Genomic DNA, 17,079 nt, shown 5'->3' on the forward strand with positions numbered 1-17,079 from the left:
ATAAATAGAGTGAAATCAATATTAATAGAGCGAATTTCTTAATAAAAGAGCGAACCTGATCAATAGATATGCTTCAACATGACATATACCATTTTAAATAACAGAAAAAACCGCGCAACTAGGGGGTATAAGTTGAGCGGTTTTATTTAAGTTAATATCTATTTTTAGGGAAGGTTCACAAATATTTAACTATAATTATATAATACTAGCTTTTCCTAAAAATGTCTGTGAAAGACTTGTGAAGATTTGGTTAAGACTTTGTTAATTTCACTAGACATTGACTTTTTCTTCTTCTTCAACTTCATCTTCATCTTCATCCTTCTCATCTGACTCTTCCTCTTGCAGTCTTCTTTGGATCCGACCTAATACAAAGATTGAGAAATAAGGAACGAGTAATAAGATAATTAATAATCCAAATAGTGTCACCATCGGGAAGTGGTCGGCAATTAAACCACCGAACAACGGCCCAACCATTCGTCCCCCAGTACCAACACTGTTAATAATTCCTTGGTAAAATCCTTCTCGACCTTTAGGTGCAAGGCTGGCGGCAATTGTTGGAACAGCAGGCCAGACGAGCATTTCACCAAGTGTTAAAATGACCATACCGAAAGCGAAATCTAAGAAGGTATCTGCTTGTAGCAAATATATAAACGACAGAATAAAAATCGTATTACCTGCTAAGATTTGGACTTTAGGTGATGTAATAAACCGCGTTACGATTTTAATTAATGGTTGACCGGAGATAATTAACAAACCATTAATCACCCAAATAATCGTGTATTGTTCAACAGGTATGCCGAGGTCAATCGTGTAAGTTGCGATAGTTGATTGCCACTGGACATAAGCGACCCAAGCGATAAAAAAGCCAATGCTTAATACAATGAGTGCAACAAATGATTTAGTGTTATAAATTTTAAAACCTTGACTCGCTACAGTAGAGTAAGTGCCTGTATCTGTTTTCTTACCTAATGGCTTAAAAGTAAAGAATACGACTAAATAAAAAGCTGTAAATAAAATGGCATTCGACATGAATGCATATGAGAATGAAAAGGAAGCGACAAGACCACCAGTTGCTGTACCGGCAGCGACTCCAATATTTTGCGCGACATAGATCGCATTGAATGGGCGTCTGCCACCTTCTGGCCAAACGGATGCAGCTAATGCATACATAGCTGGTACAACAACACCCGTCCCAAATCCGATACAGATTAACAAAATAGTATATGGAACGAGTGAGTGAAACATCGATAACGTAATTGCGGAGACTAAAGTTACAGATCCACCTAAAATAATCGTCCGATAACCACCTAGGCGGTCAAATAAAGTACCACCAACTAGATTCCCGATAATCGCAGCACCTTGGTTTAAAAACAAAACCGTTCCGGCGAAAGCTAAAGTTGTCCCTAGTTCATAGTGCATATAAATCATATTTAATGGCCATAAAAACGAAGCGGCTGTAACGTTTATGGCCATGGCTAAAATGAGTAACCAAATTTGTTTTGGCATGATGACACCTTCTTACGTAATTAACTTCAATCCAATTGTAGCCGAGATAATGAAGAAAATAAATAAAATTCTTAATCTTGTTGCAGGTTCGTTAAAGAAGATCATTCCCATAATCGCACTACCTGCAGCACCAATCCCAGTCCAAATGGCGTAAGCAACACTCATCGTTATTTCGTTCATAGAGAAAGATAGAAAAACAAAACTAATCGAAAAAGTAACGATCATAAATGCAACAGACTGCCAATTTTTATATCGATTAATAAAGTTAATACCTAGAACACCAAGCATTTCAAAGAACCCTGCAATAATTAAAGCTGTCCAGTACATCAAGCATCACTTCCTTCTTCTGTTACATATTTCAAACCAATAATCCCGGAAATGAGAAGTCCGATTAACAACACTTTTAGTATCATAAACGGCTCATTAAAAAAGATGATATCAACAACGACCGTACCAGCAGTTCCAAGCCCAGCAAAAACGGCATAAACCGTTCCAACAGGGAGCTTTTGTGCTGCTAATACTAAAAAGAAAAAGCTAAGGAAGATAGCGATTACTGTTCCTGCCCATGTTATCCAATTATAAGCATGGCTTAGGCCAATGACCCAAAACACTTCGAAAAAGGCTCCAAGAAAAACTTTAAACCAATGATTATTCATAGAGTGTACCTCCTTAAATTTAACCAATAAAAAAAGCCCAGAAGATGATTTTATACATCTCCCGGGCTTTTCTCCCTCCGTGTCACAGCATTTGAGTACTGTGTGTTTTCTCTCGGACCAGACCAACTAATTGTCGCGGAACCCTAGAAAACATGAAGTGTGTGTGGTTTTAATTAAATATTGTTTCACTTAAAATATTAACATGAGTTTATTGGATTTTCCATGAATATTCATTTCAAATATTTTGAAGGGAGGGGTGATGTGACATGAAGGCTCTGTTAAATGTTAATTTTGATATAAAATGAAAAAGTAAGAATTCCAATTATTTAGAAGTTCAAATTCGTAGTCTATTCTTTAGTTTAAAAATCTAATTAAAAGAAAAGCTACTATAATTACAACTACTATAGTTATGATTATAGTTAGACAACCACCTTGGGCTAATGCACCAGGTTCCCCTACCATAGAACGGTTTACCCCATCTGCAAAATTCCCCATTGGGTTATTCTTCTGTTCTTTTATGTGAATTTTATCCCGATTTTTCTCTTCCAAGTGACCACTCCCCTGACGTATTAAAACTTTATTCCTTCTTCAGCTCATCTGTGTCGTTAGTTAAACAAGAAACAATGTTAAAGCTCAAATTTATTTAATCTAATTGTACTATAAATTTTTGAATTTTACATTAAATCATCTTTAATAATCAAGTCATTCATTGTGAGTCAGGTTTGTGTCAGTGTCACGTCCAATGGCTGAAGAAGGGAACCGTCTAAGATCGTACGTGTATTCATCGTTGGAAGGTGAAGACTTGAGTATTAAGAAAACCCATTAACTGAATGGAAATTAGGAGAAGTGGAGGCGATTAATGGTATTAAGGTGGTACTATGGACAATAGTACTCACTATCAATATAAGGATCATTAAATGATTAAGCAGATATAGGTGTCTAATCCCCACTCTATATTATTTTATGGTAAAATTTTAGTCGTGTAAGATTTAGAGAAAATGGGGGAGCAAACATGAATCATCTGCGCAAGTGGAGTTCTCAAATTGTTGAGCATAGAGCTTTTCAACCAACGATTATAACATTGATTGTGATCAATGCGATTATAGTAGGTTTAGAAAGTTACCGAGGGTTGTATGAAGATTATGGTAACTGGTTTATTCGAATAGATACAATCATATTAACTATTTTTGCCTTTGAAATAGTTTTAAAGCTAATCGCAGCAAGACCAACAACTAATTTCTTCAAAGACGGATGGAATGTCTTTGACTTCTTAATTGTAGCGAGTAGTTTTATTTTTATGGGGTCACCGTTTGTAACTGTGTTGCGTATTCTCCGTGTGATCCGTGTGTTCCGTACGATTTCAATGATTCCATCACTTAAGAAAATTGTTAATGCATTGATTATGACGCTTCCATCACTTGGTACGATTTTAATTCTACTAAGCATTATGTTTTATGTTTTCAGTGTGATGGGTACGTTTTTATTTAGAGATGTGGCACCGGAGTATTTTGGCACGCTTCAGCATACGTTATTATCACTGTTCCAAATTATTACTCTTGAATCATGGGCAAGCAATATTATGCGTCCGATCCAGGAAGAATTCTGGTGGTCGTGGATTTACTTCGTAGCCTTTATCCTATCAGGTGTGTTTATCGTCCTGAATTTATTCGTCGGTGTTATTGTGAACAACTTCGAAAAGATTGAGAAGATGGAAAATGATGAGTTGCCTGAAGGAGATGACCTTCAAGAAGAGGTCTATTTATTAAGACAAGAAATTAAAGACCTAAAAGATGCAGTGAAAAATCCAAATCAATAATAAGATCGCACCGGGTTGAGTTGCAATCCTATAAAAGAGCGATTTTGTTACTAATAGACCGGAAATCTCGATAAAAGAGAGGTTTTACAATTATTTGAGCGAAATTCAAAATAAAAGAGCGACTTTCAAATTATTAGAGCTAAAACCCTAATATAAGAGCGATTTTATAATTAATTGAAATATTTAGGCGAACGTCATTTAATTGGACGTTCGCCTATTTTGAAGAGAGGTGATTAGTGTTGCTGTTGTTGGTTGGTCATTGGTGCATAGCTATTTAGTAACTGAGTTGTTGTTTGATCGTCAAACTGTGGTACTTGATAATAGTTCTTATCGTTTTGGTATAGGAATACTTCATATGCCATCTCACAAAAGTTGGCAACGCCATCTTGTAGAACACGACGCATGACAGGGTTCGTTGCTTCTAAAGCAGCTGTTGTAGCACCCGTTGCACATGCTTTTAAATGACCAAGCATAAAGCTAGAATAACACTGGTCATTTAATTGCTGAGGGTTTTGTTCAGGTTGTTTTGGCTGGCTTGGTTGCATACCATAAGTGACATCGTTTGAAATTTCCATATTATAAAGAGTAGTTGGTTGAGTCGGCTTTTGACCTGACTGAAAAGCATCAACCATTGTGTTGTAAGTTTGACTTAAATAGTTATACTGATTCGTTAAAATACCTTGTAGTTGTTGACATTGAATATTTTGTTCGTACATTTTATAGTGCTCCATTGTACCAATAACTGTAGAAATTGCTTCGTCTGCATCAAAAATTGCATGCGCACCATGACTTTTATCTTTTGGTAATGATTCAGATTGTTTTAATTGGCTGTTTGGGTTTTGTTGCTGTTGCATAAGAATCCTCCTTGTAGTCTGTTCTACATTTATTAGGTTGGATTAATTGAAGATAATTATACTGTTTTAAGCTATTTTTTTAACGTTAGTACCTATTATTATTCAGTACTGAATGTTATGATGAAAGAGTGAAGATTTACCACTAATTCTTATAGCGGGGGTGTGTCTTGAGTGAATGCGCAGTTTAAAAAAGGTGTATTAGAGCTATGTGTTCTAATGTTAATACATCAAAAAGATCAATATGGTTATGAATTAGCTCAAAATATTTCCAAAAATATATCGATAGCAGAGGGGTCTTTATATCCACTGTTAAGGCGGTTGACTAAAGAAGAATATTGTTCGACTTACTTAGCCGAGTCTAATGAAGGCCCACCAAGAAAATATTACACATTAACACCTAAAGGAGAAGGACATATGAATTACCTAATCCAAGAGTGGGAATGGTTTTCAGGATATGTCAGTGAATTAGTAAAGGAGGTATCGAGTGATGAATAAGCAGCAGTATTTGGAAGAGTTAAGAAGCCGTCTAATATCACTTAGTCCTCAAGAACGCGAAGAAATACTTTACGATTATGATGAGCACTTTGAGAACGGCAATGGTGATGGAAAGTCTGAATTAGAAATTATTAATGAGCTTGGGTCGCCAAGTAAGGTGGCTAATGAAATTATGAGCGAATTACAAGAAGAACCTCCAACTTTAGAACAACCTAAGCTACAAACCGAAAATAGAAGTACAAATTATGTGCGTATGGTTCTGTTAACAATTGTCTTGATTTTCATTAACCTTACACTTGTCGTTGGACCTGTTGCAGCGATTATAGGTGTATATTTTAGCTTATTTGGAGCTGCTATTTCGATTGGTTTAGCCCCATTATTAGGCTTCATTCAATTAGGGTTATATGATGTTGGTAATTTCTTTGTTCTGCTGTTTTCATCAATCTTCTCTTTAAGTTTAGCCACTTTAATGGTACTTGGGTTGATTTATGTAGGCAAGTGGATCGTTGTTGGGATTAAGAAATATGTTAACTTTAACATTCAAGTTGTAAAAGGGGAACGATAATATGAAAGTCGTTGCGAAGATTGCGTTAATCGGGCTTATAGTTGGTTTTGTTGGACTGTTAATTTCTGTGTTGGTAAGTGGGTCTTCTTTAGTTGAAAATTATGTTGGCGAAATTTCAACTGTTCAGGATCAAAAAGAATATGATGCTGAATTAGTTGATGAAATTTATATCGATGTATCAGTTGCTGAGGTTAACATTTTACCAACTGATGAGGATGAGGTTAAAGTCAATTATAATGGACGCTTTAGCCAAGCTTTTATGCAGCAAACAGACCTTGGAATTGAATTGAAGAATAATGAGTTGCATTTAAATGTTAATACTGATAACCCAATAATGTTCTTACCTACATTTGGTGGCCAGCACATTGAATTAGACTTGTATTTACCTAAAAAAGCTTACCATGTTTTATCGATTGACTCTTCTGCAGGAAAGACCCATGTGGAGAGTGCTGTAGTAAGTGAAGTAGAGATCGTTTCGAGCGCTGGAAAAATTACATTAGAGGATATTGAGTCAGAGCGTACTAATATACGGTCTTCGGCTGGTATGGTAGAGGTAAATTATCTTACTGGTGATTTAGATATTAGAACAAGTGCAGGTGAAATTGTAACAACACTTGAACAAATAGAGCAGGATATAAGCTTTAATGCAACAGCAGGAGCTATTAACTTGTATGTTCACAACGAGCCGACTAATATATCTTTAGATTTCCAAGCAACTGCTGGAGAGGGTTCGGTTGGCTTTCCGATGAACTATGAGGTTAATTCTAATCGTGAAATTAAAGGCACAATCGGAGAAGGGCTTTATAATATTACAGTCAGAGCAAGTGCTGGATCATTTGATTTTGCTTACAGATAAATTTGATAAAGGGGAGGAAGAAATACGAACATTTGATGATTATGTTAGATGAACAACTACCCTAACTGAAATCAAAATGTGTTGACTTCCTGGTCAGTGAATCCGCTAAGACCTAAAACCATCGTTTAGCTTCGCGGAAGTCAACACGTCATATGGAAGTACGTCCTGTCGATCGCAAGAAAAGCACGAGTCACTCAGACTTTTTATCGGCGCTCAGGCTGAATTTATCAGCGCTCGAACAAATTTATCAGCGTTCAATTTGGTGCAGCAGGATCGAAACGTAAAAATCCGAACGAATTCACTTTTAATGAATCGTTCGGATTTTCAATGAATTAACCTAATGCATGCTTTAAGTCTTCAAGCAAGTCTTCAATGTCTTCAATGCCAACGGAAACGCGAATTAATCCGTCAGTAATGCCAAGTTCTTGACGCCGTTCACGTGGGATGGAAGCATGTGTCATTTTGGCTGGTACTGAGATTAAGCTTTCAACAGCACCAAGGCTTTCTGCGAGTGTGAAATAGCGTATTTTACTTAACACTTCATTGGCTTTTTCTTCTGAGCCTACATCAAATGAAAGCATGGCTCCAAAGCCTGTGCATTGCTTTTTCGCGGTATCATACCCCGGGTGGTCTTCTAAGCCTGGGTAATATATTTTTTGAACAGTGGGATGCTCTTTTAGGAAATCTATGACTGCTTTTGTGTTGACTTCATGTTCTTCCATGCGAATGCCTAATGTTTTAATACCTCGCATAAGTAACCAGGAATCGTGCGGTCCTAAAATCGCACCAGATGAATTTAGAATAAAGTGTAAATCTTCACCTAGCTGTTCATCATTCACTACAACTAGCCCTGCTACAACGTCACTGTGACCACCTAAATACTTAGTGGCACTGTGAAGGACAATATCAGCACCATGTTTGATTGGGTTTTGGAAGTAAGGGGTTGTAAACGTATTGTCGACGATTGTTAATAAGTTATTGGCCTTAGCGAAATCCGATACAGCTTCTAAGTCAGTTACTTTAAGTAACGGATTAGTAGGTGTTTCGATGAAAATCGCTTTTGTGTTGTCTTGAACGGCTGCTTCAATTTCACTTAAGTCGCTTGTATCAACAAATGTAGAATCAATACCTAAGCGATTCATCACATTTGTCATAACGCGGTAAGTGCCCCCGTAAACATCGTCTGTTAATACGACATGATCACCACTATTGAAAAGCATCATTGTAGAAGTGATTGCTGCCATACCAGAACCAAATGCAAAACCGCGTGAGCCGCCTTCAATATCTTTAATCAGCTCTTCTAAAGCATGTCGTGTCGGGTTGCCTGTTCTAGAATACTCATAGCCAGTGTGCTTGCCAGGTGCTTCTTGTTGATAGGTGCTCACTTGGTAAATGGGTGTTGAAACAGCACCCGTTTCTTGATCACCGAAAACTCCACCATGAATGAGCTGTGTTTTTTTACGCATGATTATTCCCATCCCTCACTAAATATTTTGACTTAAATAACGTTCAATACTGTCCGGAAAGACCGTAACAATATGGCTTTTAGGTTTCGCGACTTCAGCTTCCTGTAAGGCTGCCTGAAAAGCCGCGCCAGATGAACTTGCGATTAAAAGGCCTTCTTTTTGAGCGACCATTTTCATTTGTTTAAACGCGACTTCATCGGGTATCGTATGAATCGAATCAAACAGTTGCGGGTTCATATAATCAGGTAAGAATTCCATACCAATTCCCTCAGTAGCATGAGGGCCGGCTATACCACCATTTAAGATTGATCCCTCAGGTTCCACGATCGCTGTTTTAATCGATTCATCTTGTTCTTTTAAGTATTTGGCTGTTCCTTGAAAAGTCCCGCCAGTTCCCGCACCAGCGACAAAAACATCAATTTGACCTTCTAAGTCACGATAAAGCTCAGGCCCTAATGTTTTATAGTACGTATTAGGATTTGCTAAGTTACTGAATTGGGCAGGGGTAAAGGCGCTGTCAGTTTCATTTATAAGTTGTTCTGCCTTCTCAATAGCACCTTTCATTCCAAGTTCAGTAGGTGTATTATAAACAGTTGCGCCTAAAGCACGCATTAATGATTGCTTTTCAAAGCTAAATTTCTGTGGGACAACGAAAATAACGTCAAAGCCTTGGTTAATGGCAGCTAACGCTAAACCAATTCCAGTGTTTCCAGCTGTTGCTTCAATGATCGTGCCACCTGGTTTAAGTGCACCGCTTGTTAAAGCATCATTTAAAAGCTCTAACCCTAGACGGTCTTTAACACTACCGCCAGGGTTCATGAATTCTAATTTCGCAAAAAGTCGGCACCCGTTTGGAACATCTATATTAGTAATCTCAATTAAAGGGGTATTACCGACTAAGTCTTGCACGCGACTGACGTAATTCATGCTAAGCTTCCTCTCCAAACACATCTTTCCATTCATCTTTACGGTCTAACATTTCTTGAGCAAGCTCTTTAGCACCTTCTAAGCTATGATTAGCAGCCCATCCACATTGTACTTCATTGCATGCTGGTACTTCCTCAGCAGCTAATACGTCTTGGAAAGTCTTTTCTAACGTTTCAAGAATTTCATCATAATCATCGTGATTTAATACAGCTAAATAAAACCCTGTTTGGCACCCCATTGGTCCAATGTCGACCACGTTTTCTAAATGGTTACGGATTTTCTCAGCCATTAAATGTTCAATGGAGTGTAAGGCATCCATTTTCATATGCGCTTTGTTAGGTTGTTTGAAGCGGATATCATATTTGTGAATTTCATCGCCTTTTTGACCTTTAGTAATGCCAACTAAACGCACGTATGGTGCTCTTACTTTTGTATGGTCTAGGTTAAAGCTTTCAACGTTCATTTTTTCAGTCATATAAAATCTCCTCCTAATTAAATACTGAAAATTCCTTCTATTTTAATGATAACGTACTTAGATTTTTTTAGCATGTGTTAGCCAAACAAAATCATTTAATTGCTCAAATTGAACTTGATAACCCGTTTCATGTAAAAGCCTCTTCATAGTTGGGACAGTCGTATAATATTCTCTTGATAAATCATCCGCTAGAGCAAGATGGCCTTTAGCTTTGGCTTGTTGAATCATATCTTCATGTTTTTTCTCATTTTCAAACATCGTATCAGCAAAGACAATTTGGCCATTTCTGGAAAGTAGAGGGGTGTATAGTTCGAAAGCTCTGCGCTTTTCATCGTCTGTTAAGTGATGAAATGCATAAGAGCTAACAACTGTGTCGACCTTTGCTACTTTAGGAAACTTGATGAAATCGCCATCATGAATTGTTAATGCTGGGAAACGATTTGCAGCAAGTTGACGCATGTTTTTATTTGGTTCAATTGCAATTAAGTCAACCTCTTGTTGTAATAATTTCTCAGTTAAATTCCCTGTTCCAATGCCGAATTCAATTGTAACACCAGTAGCTCTTTCAGCTACATTACTTAATATTTGATCGTAACTTTCAAAAACGGCCTGATACTGCTCATCATGACCTTGAACAGTGGCATTATAAGATTCTGCCCACTCATCAAATATATGCATAAACTCACGACCCATGTCGCTCACCTCATATACTTTATTTACCCTACCTGTTTAGTAGGGATTAAAAAGATTATACCATAGCATATGTGATTAAGGCAAAAAAAGAAAGCCCATTTGTAATGGACTTTTTTATGATGATATTCACGTTTAAATTCTTCGTTAGCTCGCGTTTTTATCATAAAAAATCCGAACGATTCAATAGTAAATGAATTCGTTCGGAATATTGTGCTTCGATATCGCTACATCAAAAAAGTCTGATCGCTGATAAAAGTAGCTCGAGCGCCGATAAAATGATGCGAACGCTGATAAAAGTATCCCGAGCGCCGATAAAATCATGTGAGCGCTGATAAAAGTGTCTGAACGCTGATAAGTATCCGATCGGGTAAATGCTCCTCTAACACAAGGTGCCCAAATTTTCGTATTTCAATAAACCTTTATCCCCTTTGTCCCAAACTCTATCTAAGAAGTAGTTTTATAAACTTTTGTTAAACCTTTAGCGGTAAGCAAGGTCAAATCGGATAAGGCTGACTTAAAGAATAAAGCTTGTCATAGATCGATTTATTGCTGTACACCTCTATTAGCAAATTGATTTACTGGCCCGACATATTCATTCAGCTTCCAAGACTCTCCAATTGCATTGGTAATAAACGATTTAGCAAAGCGAACAGCATCCTCAGGTGTGCTTCCCTTTACAATAGCTGCTGTAATGGCTGATGCGAACGTGCATCCAGCTCCGTGGTTATAAGGTGTATCAATGACTTCATTTTCAAGTAAAATAAAATCATCACCTGCATAGAAAACGTCAATTGCCTTATCACCTTCTACTTCAGAACCACCTTTAACAATAACATTTTTCGCACCTATATTATAGATCCGTTTGGCAGCCTCTTTCATCTCGTCAACTGTTGATATGTTATTCATTTCAGCTAATTGACTAGCCTCAAATAAGTTAGGTGTTGTCATTAAGGCTTTAGGAACAAGGTACTCGCGCAATGCTTTAGCATTTTCAGGGTAAAGGGGTTCATCTTGTCCCTTACAAGCTAATACAGGGTCAACAACCGCATTGAGGTGATATCGTTCAATCGTGTCTGCTGCTAGTTGGATAACTTCTGTCGTTGGAAGCATGCCTGTTTTCATCATGTCAACGCCAACACCATCTAGAATCGTTGCGATCTGTGCTTTAACAGTGTTAGTTTCAATTGGGTAAACATCATGAGCCCAATGGTTATTAGGGTTTTGAGCAACAATTGTTGTTAAGGCTGTCATGCCATAAACACCAATTTCTTGATATGTTTTTAGATCAGCTTGAATTCCAGCACCACCGCTTGTATCTGACCCGGCTAAGACTAAAACTTTCTTCATAGGTGAGACCTCGCTTTCGTAATTCTTTCCAATTGCATTTTACCGTTAATTTAAAGGTTTGCCAATTTATTTAGTTCGATGATTTAGCCGGGTCTTTGGAGATAACAGTTTGATCAGCTTGAGTTGTCGTTGTTTCTTTCCATTTAGTAATGAATAAGGCAATTCCACTAGCTAGTAATAATGCGCTCGTAATGTAGAATACAGAGCTAATACCATAGAAACCAGCGACTATTCCACCCATAACAGGCCCAATCACGTTACCTAAAAACCTTAAACTGGTATTATAGCCTAAAACTTCACCTTGAATCGCAATAGGAGCTTCTTGACGTATATAAGCCATGCGAATAGGAATGATTCCACCTAATGTTACACCGAGCAAGAAACGAAGAATGACTAATTGCCAAACCTCTGTCACCATACCACCAGGGAAGTAGACGACTGCAGCTAAAATGACTAGTAAAATTAAAATCTTATCATAACCGACCTTATCAGCAATAATCCCCCAACGCCTTGTCATGATTAAATTACCTAACCCTGTAATGGAAAAGGCAATACCAGATATTAAGGCTAAATTGGCAGGGCCATTTAATTCTGCAACATACAAAGCTAGAATCGGTTGAATCGAAAAGTGAGCAATTTGTACAAACATGGAAATGATTAATACCATTAATAACATTGGATGGCGTACAATGTGCTGAATGACTTCTTTTTTGGAATAATGTTCTTTTTCTTCTTTTTCAGCAGGAAGTCTGACTTCTTTAACTCCAATTAATACAAGAATAGCGGCAATAAATAAAGCGACAGCGGTAAACTGGAAAGCTTGAGCAAAACCGATCCAATCAGCTAACACACCACCTAGTAGTGGCCCCATTAGTGTACCTGTTACCGTACCTGTCTGTAATGTCCCGAGTATTCGCCCAGAAATTTTCTTTGGTGTTTGTGTCGAGATGAGAGCTTGTGAAGTAGATATAAATCCGGCAAATATCCCCATTAAGAGCCTTAAGATAAACAGTTGGAAAACCGAGTTGACAAATCCCATAGTAAAAACACTTATAGCAAGTCCGAATGCCATAGCGACTAGGATCGGTTTTCTACCAAATTTATCTCCAATGCGGCCCCAAATCGGGGAGAAGATAATGGCGGTAACAAATGTAATAGCAAATGTCCAACCAGCCCATGTGGTTACATACTCATTTGAGAAGTCACCAAAAGTTTCAATATAAAGTGATAAAAACGGCATGACCATAGTCATACTGCCAGCAATAAAAAAGTTGGCAAACCACATGATTGCCAAGTTGCGTTTTGCGAGTCCTTCGTGGTCCAAAACGTTACCCTTCTTTCTAATATTTCGTATTACGATTATTTCGATAGTCTAAATATAACAAAGATTTTCCAAATTGTCGAGTTAAGTGATCACCCACAGAGGAGTAGGGGAGAAGAAGTGAACTATTCCCACCAGTTATTATCCTTACGGGTCGCTTGAATTGGGGGCTTCTTTCAGAAAGACGTAAAAAATCCCAGCACCATGTCACAATGGAGCTGGGATTTCATAGTTTATGTTAGTTAGACCCGTGAAAGAACGCGTGGTTTTACTGGTAAGCGATCAGCAAAGTTACAGTCTGTACCGAGAACCTCATGTGGAGTTCCCAACTCAGCAATCTCACCTTCACGTAAAACGACGATCCGGTCTGCTAATGCTTGTGAGTCATCTTGGTCATGGGTTACGAATATAGACGTAACACCTGTTGACTTAATAATACGTCTTAGTTCTTCACGAATTCGAATTTGTAAATCAGCATCAAGGTTACTAAATGGTTCATCAAATAACAATAACTTTGGCTTCGGGGCTAAAGCTCTTGCTAATGCAACACGTTGTTGTTGACCACCACTTAATTCAAAAGGGTAACGTTTACGGTAATCCTCTAAATTAACAAGCTCTAGCACTTCACTAACGCGATTTTTCTTGTCTTTACGGGACCATTTTTGAAGGCCAAACTTAATGTTATCTTCAACCGTCATGTGAGGGAAAAGAGCATAGTCTTGGAACACCATACCCACACCACGCTTTTCAGGTTGTGTAAAGCTTGAATTACTGCACATGCAGTCATCACCTACCATAATGTTGCCGTTAGTAGGCATTTCTAAGCCAGCAATTAAGCGTAAGATCGTACTTTTTCCACTACCTGATTCACCTAGTATTGAAATTATTTCACCTTGATCGATTGTTAAATTGAAATCTTGAATTGTATTTGGTTTTGAATTCGGGTATTTAAAAGCTAAGTTTCGAATATGAACAAACATAAATCATTACTCCTTTTCTAAGACGTGATGAAACACATAAATTGCAATACCACTAACTAAAATAATGAAAATCGATGGGATTGCGGCTTGTTGAATCATTTCATCTACAGCGTACTGATAAGCCCTTGTCGCTAACGTATCAAAATTAAATGGTCGTAATATTAGCGTTAGAGGCAATTCTTTCATAATATCGATAAAAGCTAATATAAAGCCACCAAAGATCGCGCCTCGTATTAGTTTCATATCAATTTTGAAAAATGACTTAGTAACACTCATACCAAGCATACGTGATGCTTCTGTAAAGTTTGTACCAACCCGGTCAAAACCGGATTCGATCGAGTTATAACCGACTGCTAAATAGCGGATAACGTAAGCGAATATGAGCATGAATAAACTGGTACTTATAATGAGTGTAGGTTCTAAGCCGATCCACTCGTAAAATCCGAATAACTGTCGGTCTAAAGCTGTAAATAGAGTGACGACACCAACCGCGATCACAGCTCCAGGTATAGAGTAACCTAAAATCGTGATTTTTGGAAACGTTTTAGCTAGCATTCCTTTGTTTAATCGAGCGAAGTTACTAATCACAACAGCCATGATCACAATGATTGTTGCTGCAATAAACGCAACGGATACAGAGTTCCATATTAGATGCCAGAACTCCAACGATAAAAATTGATCATAGGTCATCGTCGCCCAGTAAATTAGTTGAATAACTGGGATGATAAACCCAATTGAGAAAATAAACATACAATAGCTAAAGGCGAGCCATTTTTGTTTACCATCTAATTTAACAGGTTGTAGAAGTTTAACTTTTGTTGTTGTAAAGCTATAACGACGACGTCCACGGGCAATCCTTTCTACCACTAGTATACCAAGAACAATGACCATTAATGTACCGGAAAGTTTTACTGCTGATTGTAAGTCACCCATACCAAACCATGTTTGGAAAATGGCAGTTGTAAACGTCTGAATGCCATAGTAACTGACAACACCGTAATCATTTAAAACTTCCAAAATGACCAAGCTCACACCTGCAATAATGGCCGCTCGTGATATCGGAAGTACCACTCTAAAATAAATTCTCCATGAGCTACTGCCTAAAATACGAGCATTTTCAATTAATGCTGTCGACTGACGTGCTAAAAACGCTTTAGTAATAGTATATACATAAGGGAATAAGAATATTGTTAAAATAAAGATTGCACCAGGCATATTCATAATATTGAAATACTGCTGGTTAACGGTCACATCAAAATTGTTTCGAAGTGACGTTTGAATAACACCGGTATAATTTAATATGCCATGGTAAGTATAGGCACCAATATAAGGGGGAATAGCTAAAGGTAGAATCATTCCCCACTGGAAAAAGCGTCGCATCGGAAAATCATAAGCCGAGATAATCCAAGCTAAGCTAGTTCCGATAAACAAGGTTAAAACCCCTACAAAAAGTACAAGGATTAACGTGTTTTGGATATACTGTTGTAACATGTATTCACGTATATGAAGCCAGTTTTCATTTGGCTCTGCAAAAAACTGAACGATGATTGATAGGTTAGGCAACAAAACAAGTAAAACAAAAATAATACTAAGAACCGTCCACATGTTCATCGTTGTTTTTAATGATCTAAACCATTTCAAAAAGACACGCCCTTTATAGACTTAAGCAACCTTTCCTATCATACTAAAAAAAACGCTAAAACAAAAGACGATATACCGCTCTAATAACTGGAGCGGTATTAATTTTTAGTTTTTCGTCACATTCAATTTATTGGAACCCTACTTCATTGAAAACACGAGTAGCCTCAGCACTGTTTTCACCTAAAATAGAAAGGTTAATTTCTTGGTCTTCAAACTCTCCCCATTCATTTAATACATCAGCTGCCTCAACATTCGGGTTAACAGGATACTCATAATTCGCACCTGCGAAAACCTCTTGTACGTCTTCAGTTGTTAAATATTCAAGTAACTCGATAGCATTTTCAGGGTTTGGTGAATTTCCTACGAATCCAATACCACTTACATTAATGTGTGCGCCTGTTGTTTCTTGGTTAGGGAAGAAGACACCTAATTGTTCAGCAACATTAACTTCTTCTTCATCTGGTGAATTCAGCATACCACCTAAGTAATACGTGTTCATAATAGCTACATCACCTTCACCTGCAACAATAGCACGTGCTTGGTCACGGTCTCCGCCTTGAGGGGAGCGAGCTAGATTATCGTTAAGGCCTTGTGCCCAATCTTTGGCTTCTTCACGTCCATGTAATTCAATGAAAGAAGCTAATAATGATTCATTATAAACATTTTCAGATGAACGGATTAACACGCGATCTTCCCACTCTGGTTCAGTTAAAGCTTCATAAGTTGAAAGTTCTTCAGGGTCAACACGATCTTTATGGTATGCAATAATACGTGCACGCTGAGTTAAACCAACCCATTCATTATCACGATCTCGTAAGTTTTCTGGTACATTTTCTTGAATAGTTTCACTTTCGATTGGTTGAAGTAGGTCCTGGTCTTTAGCACGGTGTAGACGACCAGCATCAGCTGTAAAGAATAAATCAGCTTCAGATGCTTCACCTTCACGGTTCATGCGCTCGATTAACTCATCCGCACTACCGTTAATGATATTCACTTCAATACCAGTCTCAGCGGTGAAATCAGAATAGATCTCATCATCAACATCATAGTGACGGCTCGTGTAAATATTAACTTCACCAGCTTCCTCATCACCCTGACCACTAGTACCTTCTGGTTGCTCACTATCTTGAGATGCATCATCACCGCCACAAGCGGCTAAGACGACAGCCGTCATAATTAGTGCCATCATCATAAACAGATACTTTTTGTTTAACATGTTCTAAAACGCTCCTTCTATGTAGTTTATTTATATTAGTTGAGAATGATTATCAACCTCACAACTACTATTTTTACTGATAATCATTATCAAGTCAATCACTTTATAGAAAAAATAAATAAAATTTTAGTGAACTTGTTAGCTTAGATAGCCAAGTTCCTTCTGAAATAAGAAAAACAGCTTGCCATTAATAGTATGGCAAGCTGCTCGAACATTAATAAAAAATTTTAGTTGTAGTTGAAGGGGAAGGATTTATCAGCGCTCA

Annotated in this window: 18 protein-coding genes and 1 riboswitch; of the genes, 4 read left to right on the top strand and 14 right to left on the bottom strand. The window is 37.7% G+C overall.

Annotated elements, in window-relative coordinates:
* Window positions 1-270: 270 nt before the first annotated feature.
* The 4 genes from ABDZ63_RS11670 to ABDZ63_RS11685 all read right to left on the bottom strand — a co-directional run bounded on the left by ABDZ63_RS11670 (window position 271) and on the right by ABDZ63_RS11685 (window position 2,711).
* Entirely contained in the window at window positions 271-1,506 is a 1,236-nt protein-coding gene (locus tag ABDZ63_RS11670) for an MDR family MFS transporter (protein WP_343783700.1), read from the bottom strand.
* 12 nt (window positions 1,507-1,518) lie between these two features.
* Window positions 1,519-1,833 carry a DMT family transporter gene (locus ABDZ63_RS11675; RefSeq protein ID WP_343783791.1) on the bottom strand — a complete coding sequence of 105 codons (315 nt, stop codon included), beginning with the start codon at window positions 1,831-1,833 and terminating at the stop codon, window positions 1,519-1,521.
* A complete protein-coding gene (locus tag ABDZ63_RS11680; protein WP_343783701.1) occupies window positions 1,833-2,162 on the bottom strand; it encodes a DMT family transporter in 330 nt (109 codons plus the stop codon). The genes ABDZ63_RS11675 and ABDZ63_RS11680 overlap by 1 nt, the downstream gene beginning before the upstream one ends.
* A 56-nt stretch (window positions 2,163-2,218) precedes the next feature.
* Window positions 2,219-2,320, bottom strand: a riboswitch (guanidine-I (ykkC/yxkD leader).
* 196 nt (window positions 2,321-2,516) lie between these two features.
* Window positions 2,517-2,711: a DUF6366 family protein gene (locus ABDZ63_RS11685; RefSeq protein ID WP_343783702.1), complete on the bottom strand. Its 195-nt coding sequence runs from the start codon at window positions 2,709-2,711 to the stop codon at window positions 2,517-2,519.
* 463 nt (window positions 2,712-3,174) lie between these two features.
* Here ABDZ63_RS11685 and ABDZ63_RS11690 point away from each other — a divergent pair, with 463 nt between their 5' ends.
* Window positions 3,175-3,978, top strand: coding sequence for an ion transporter (locus ABDZ63_RS11690; RefSeq protein WP_343783703.1), 804 nt, complete (start codon window positions 3,175-3,177; stop codon window positions 3,976-3,978).
* 233 nt (window positions 3,979-4,211) lie between these two features.
* Here the strand turns inward: ABDZ63_RS11690 and ABDZ63_RS11695 are convergent, their stop codons facing one another.
* Entirely contained in the window at window positions 4,212-4,832 is a 621-nt protein-coding gene (locus tag ABDZ63_RS11695; RefSeq protein WP_343783704.1) for a spore coat protein, read from the bottom strand.
* Window positions 4,833-5,003: 171 nt separating this feature from the next.
* Between ABDZ63_RS11695 and ABDZ63_RS11700 the strand changes: the two genes are divergently transcribed.
* Genes ABDZ63_RS11700 through ABDZ63_RS11710 form a run of 3 tightly spaced genes read left to right on the top strand, consistent with a single transcriptional unit; the run spans window position 5,004 to window position 6,748 of the window.
* Complete coding sequence (locus ABDZ63_RS11700; protein WP_343783705.1) at window positions 5,004-5,327, top strand: PadR family transcriptional regulator; 324 nt, start codon at window positions 5,004-5,006, stop codon at window positions 5,325-5,327.
* Window positions 5,320-5,892: a DUF1700 domain-containing protein gene (locus tag ABDZ63_RS11705; RefSeq protein ID WP_343783706.1), complete on the top strand. Its 573-nt coding sequence runs from the start codon at window positions 5,320-5,322 to the stop codon at window positions 5,890-5,892. Before ABDZ63_RS11700 ends, ABDZ63_RS11705 begins: the two co-directional genes overlap by 8 nt.
* A gap of 1 nt (window position 5,893) precedes the next feature.
* A complete protein-coding gene (locus ABDZ63_RS11710; protein ID WP_343783707.1) occupies window positions 5,894-6,748 on the top strand; it encodes a DUF4097 family beta strand repeat-containing protein in 855 nt (284 codons plus the stop codon).
* Between the two features lie 332 nt (window positions 6,749-7,080).
* Here the strand turns inward: ABDZ63_RS11710 and ABDZ63_RS11715 are convergent, their stop codons facing one another.
* From ABDZ63_RS11715 to ABDZ63_RS11755, 9 genes are all read right to left on the bottom strand, one after another.
* Entirely contained in the window at window positions 7,081-8,214 is a 1,134-nt protein-coding gene (locus tag ABDZ63_RS11715) for a bifunctional cystathionine gamma-lyase/homocysteine desulfhydrase (protein WP_343783708.1), read from the bottom strand.
* An 18-nt stretch (window positions 8,215-8,232) separates the two neighbouring features.
* Window positions 8,233-9,141 carry a PLP-dependent cysteine synthase family protein gene (locus ABDZ63_RS11720; RefSeq protein WP_343783709.1) on the bottom strand — a complete coding sequence of 303 codons (909 nt, stop codon included), beginning with the start codon at window positions 9,139-9,141 and terminating at the stop codon, window positions 8,233-8,235.
* Window position 9,142: 1 nt separating this feature from the next.
* Window positions 9,143-9,616, bottom strand: a complete 474-nt coding sequence (locus ABDZ63_RS11725; protein WP_343783710.1) for an S-ribosylhomocysteine lyase — start codon at window positions 9,614-9,616, stop codon at window positions 9,143-9,145.
* A gap of 57 nt (window positions 9,617-9,673) precedes the next feature.
* A complete protein-coding gene (locus ABDZ63_RS11730; RefSeq protein ID WP_343783711.1) occupies window positions 9,674-10,309 on the bottom strand; it encodes a class I SAM-dependent methyltransferase in 636 nt (211 codons plus the stop codon).
* 543 nt (window positions 10,310-10,852) lie between these two features.
* Entirely contained in the window at window positions 10,853-11,656 is an 804-nt protein-coding gene (pdxK, locus tag ABDZ63_RS11735; protein WP_343783712.1) for a pyridoxine/pyridoxal/pyridoxamine kinase, read from the bottom strand.
* Between the two features lie 70 nt (window positions 11,657-11,726).
* Complete coding sequence (locus tag ABDZ63_RS11740) at window positions 11,727-12,941, bottom strand: MFS transporter (RefSeq protein WP_343783793.1); 1,215 nt, start codon at window positions 12,939-12,941, stop codon at window positions 11,727-11,729.
* Window positions 12,942-13,219: 278 nt separating this feature from the next.
* Window positions 13,220-13,957 carry an ABC transporter ATP-binding protein gene (locus ABDZ63_RS11745; RefSeq protein WP_343783713.1) on the bottom strand — a complete coding sequence of 246 codons (738 nt, stop codon included), beginning with the start codon at window positions 13,955-13,957 and terminating at the stop codon, window positions 13,220-13,222.
* A 6-nt stretch (window positions 13,958-13,963) separates the two neighbouring features.
* A complete protein-coding gene (locus tag ABDZ63_RS11750) occupies window positions 13,964-15,568 on the bottom strand; it encodes an ABC transporter permease (RefSeq protein ID WP_343783714.1) in 1,605 nt (534 codons plus the stop codon).
* Window positions 15,569-15,725: 157 nt separating this feature from the next.
* Window positions 15,726-16,814 carry a Fe(3+) ABC transporter substrate-binding protein gene (locus ABDZ63_RS11755; RefSeq protein WP_343783715.1) on the bottom strand — a complete coding sequence of 363 codons (1,089 nt, stop codon included), beginning with the start codon at window positions 16,812-16,814 and terminating at the stop codon, window positions 15,726-15,728.
* Window positions 16,815-17,079: the final 265 nt, after the last annotated feature.

Origin of the sequence: Alkalibacillus silvisoli (assembly GCF_039521975.1) — a bacterium.
Classification (GTDB): domain Bacteria; phylum Bacillota; class Bacilli; order Bacillales; family Alkalibacillaceae; genus Alkalibacillus; species Alkalibacillus silvisoli.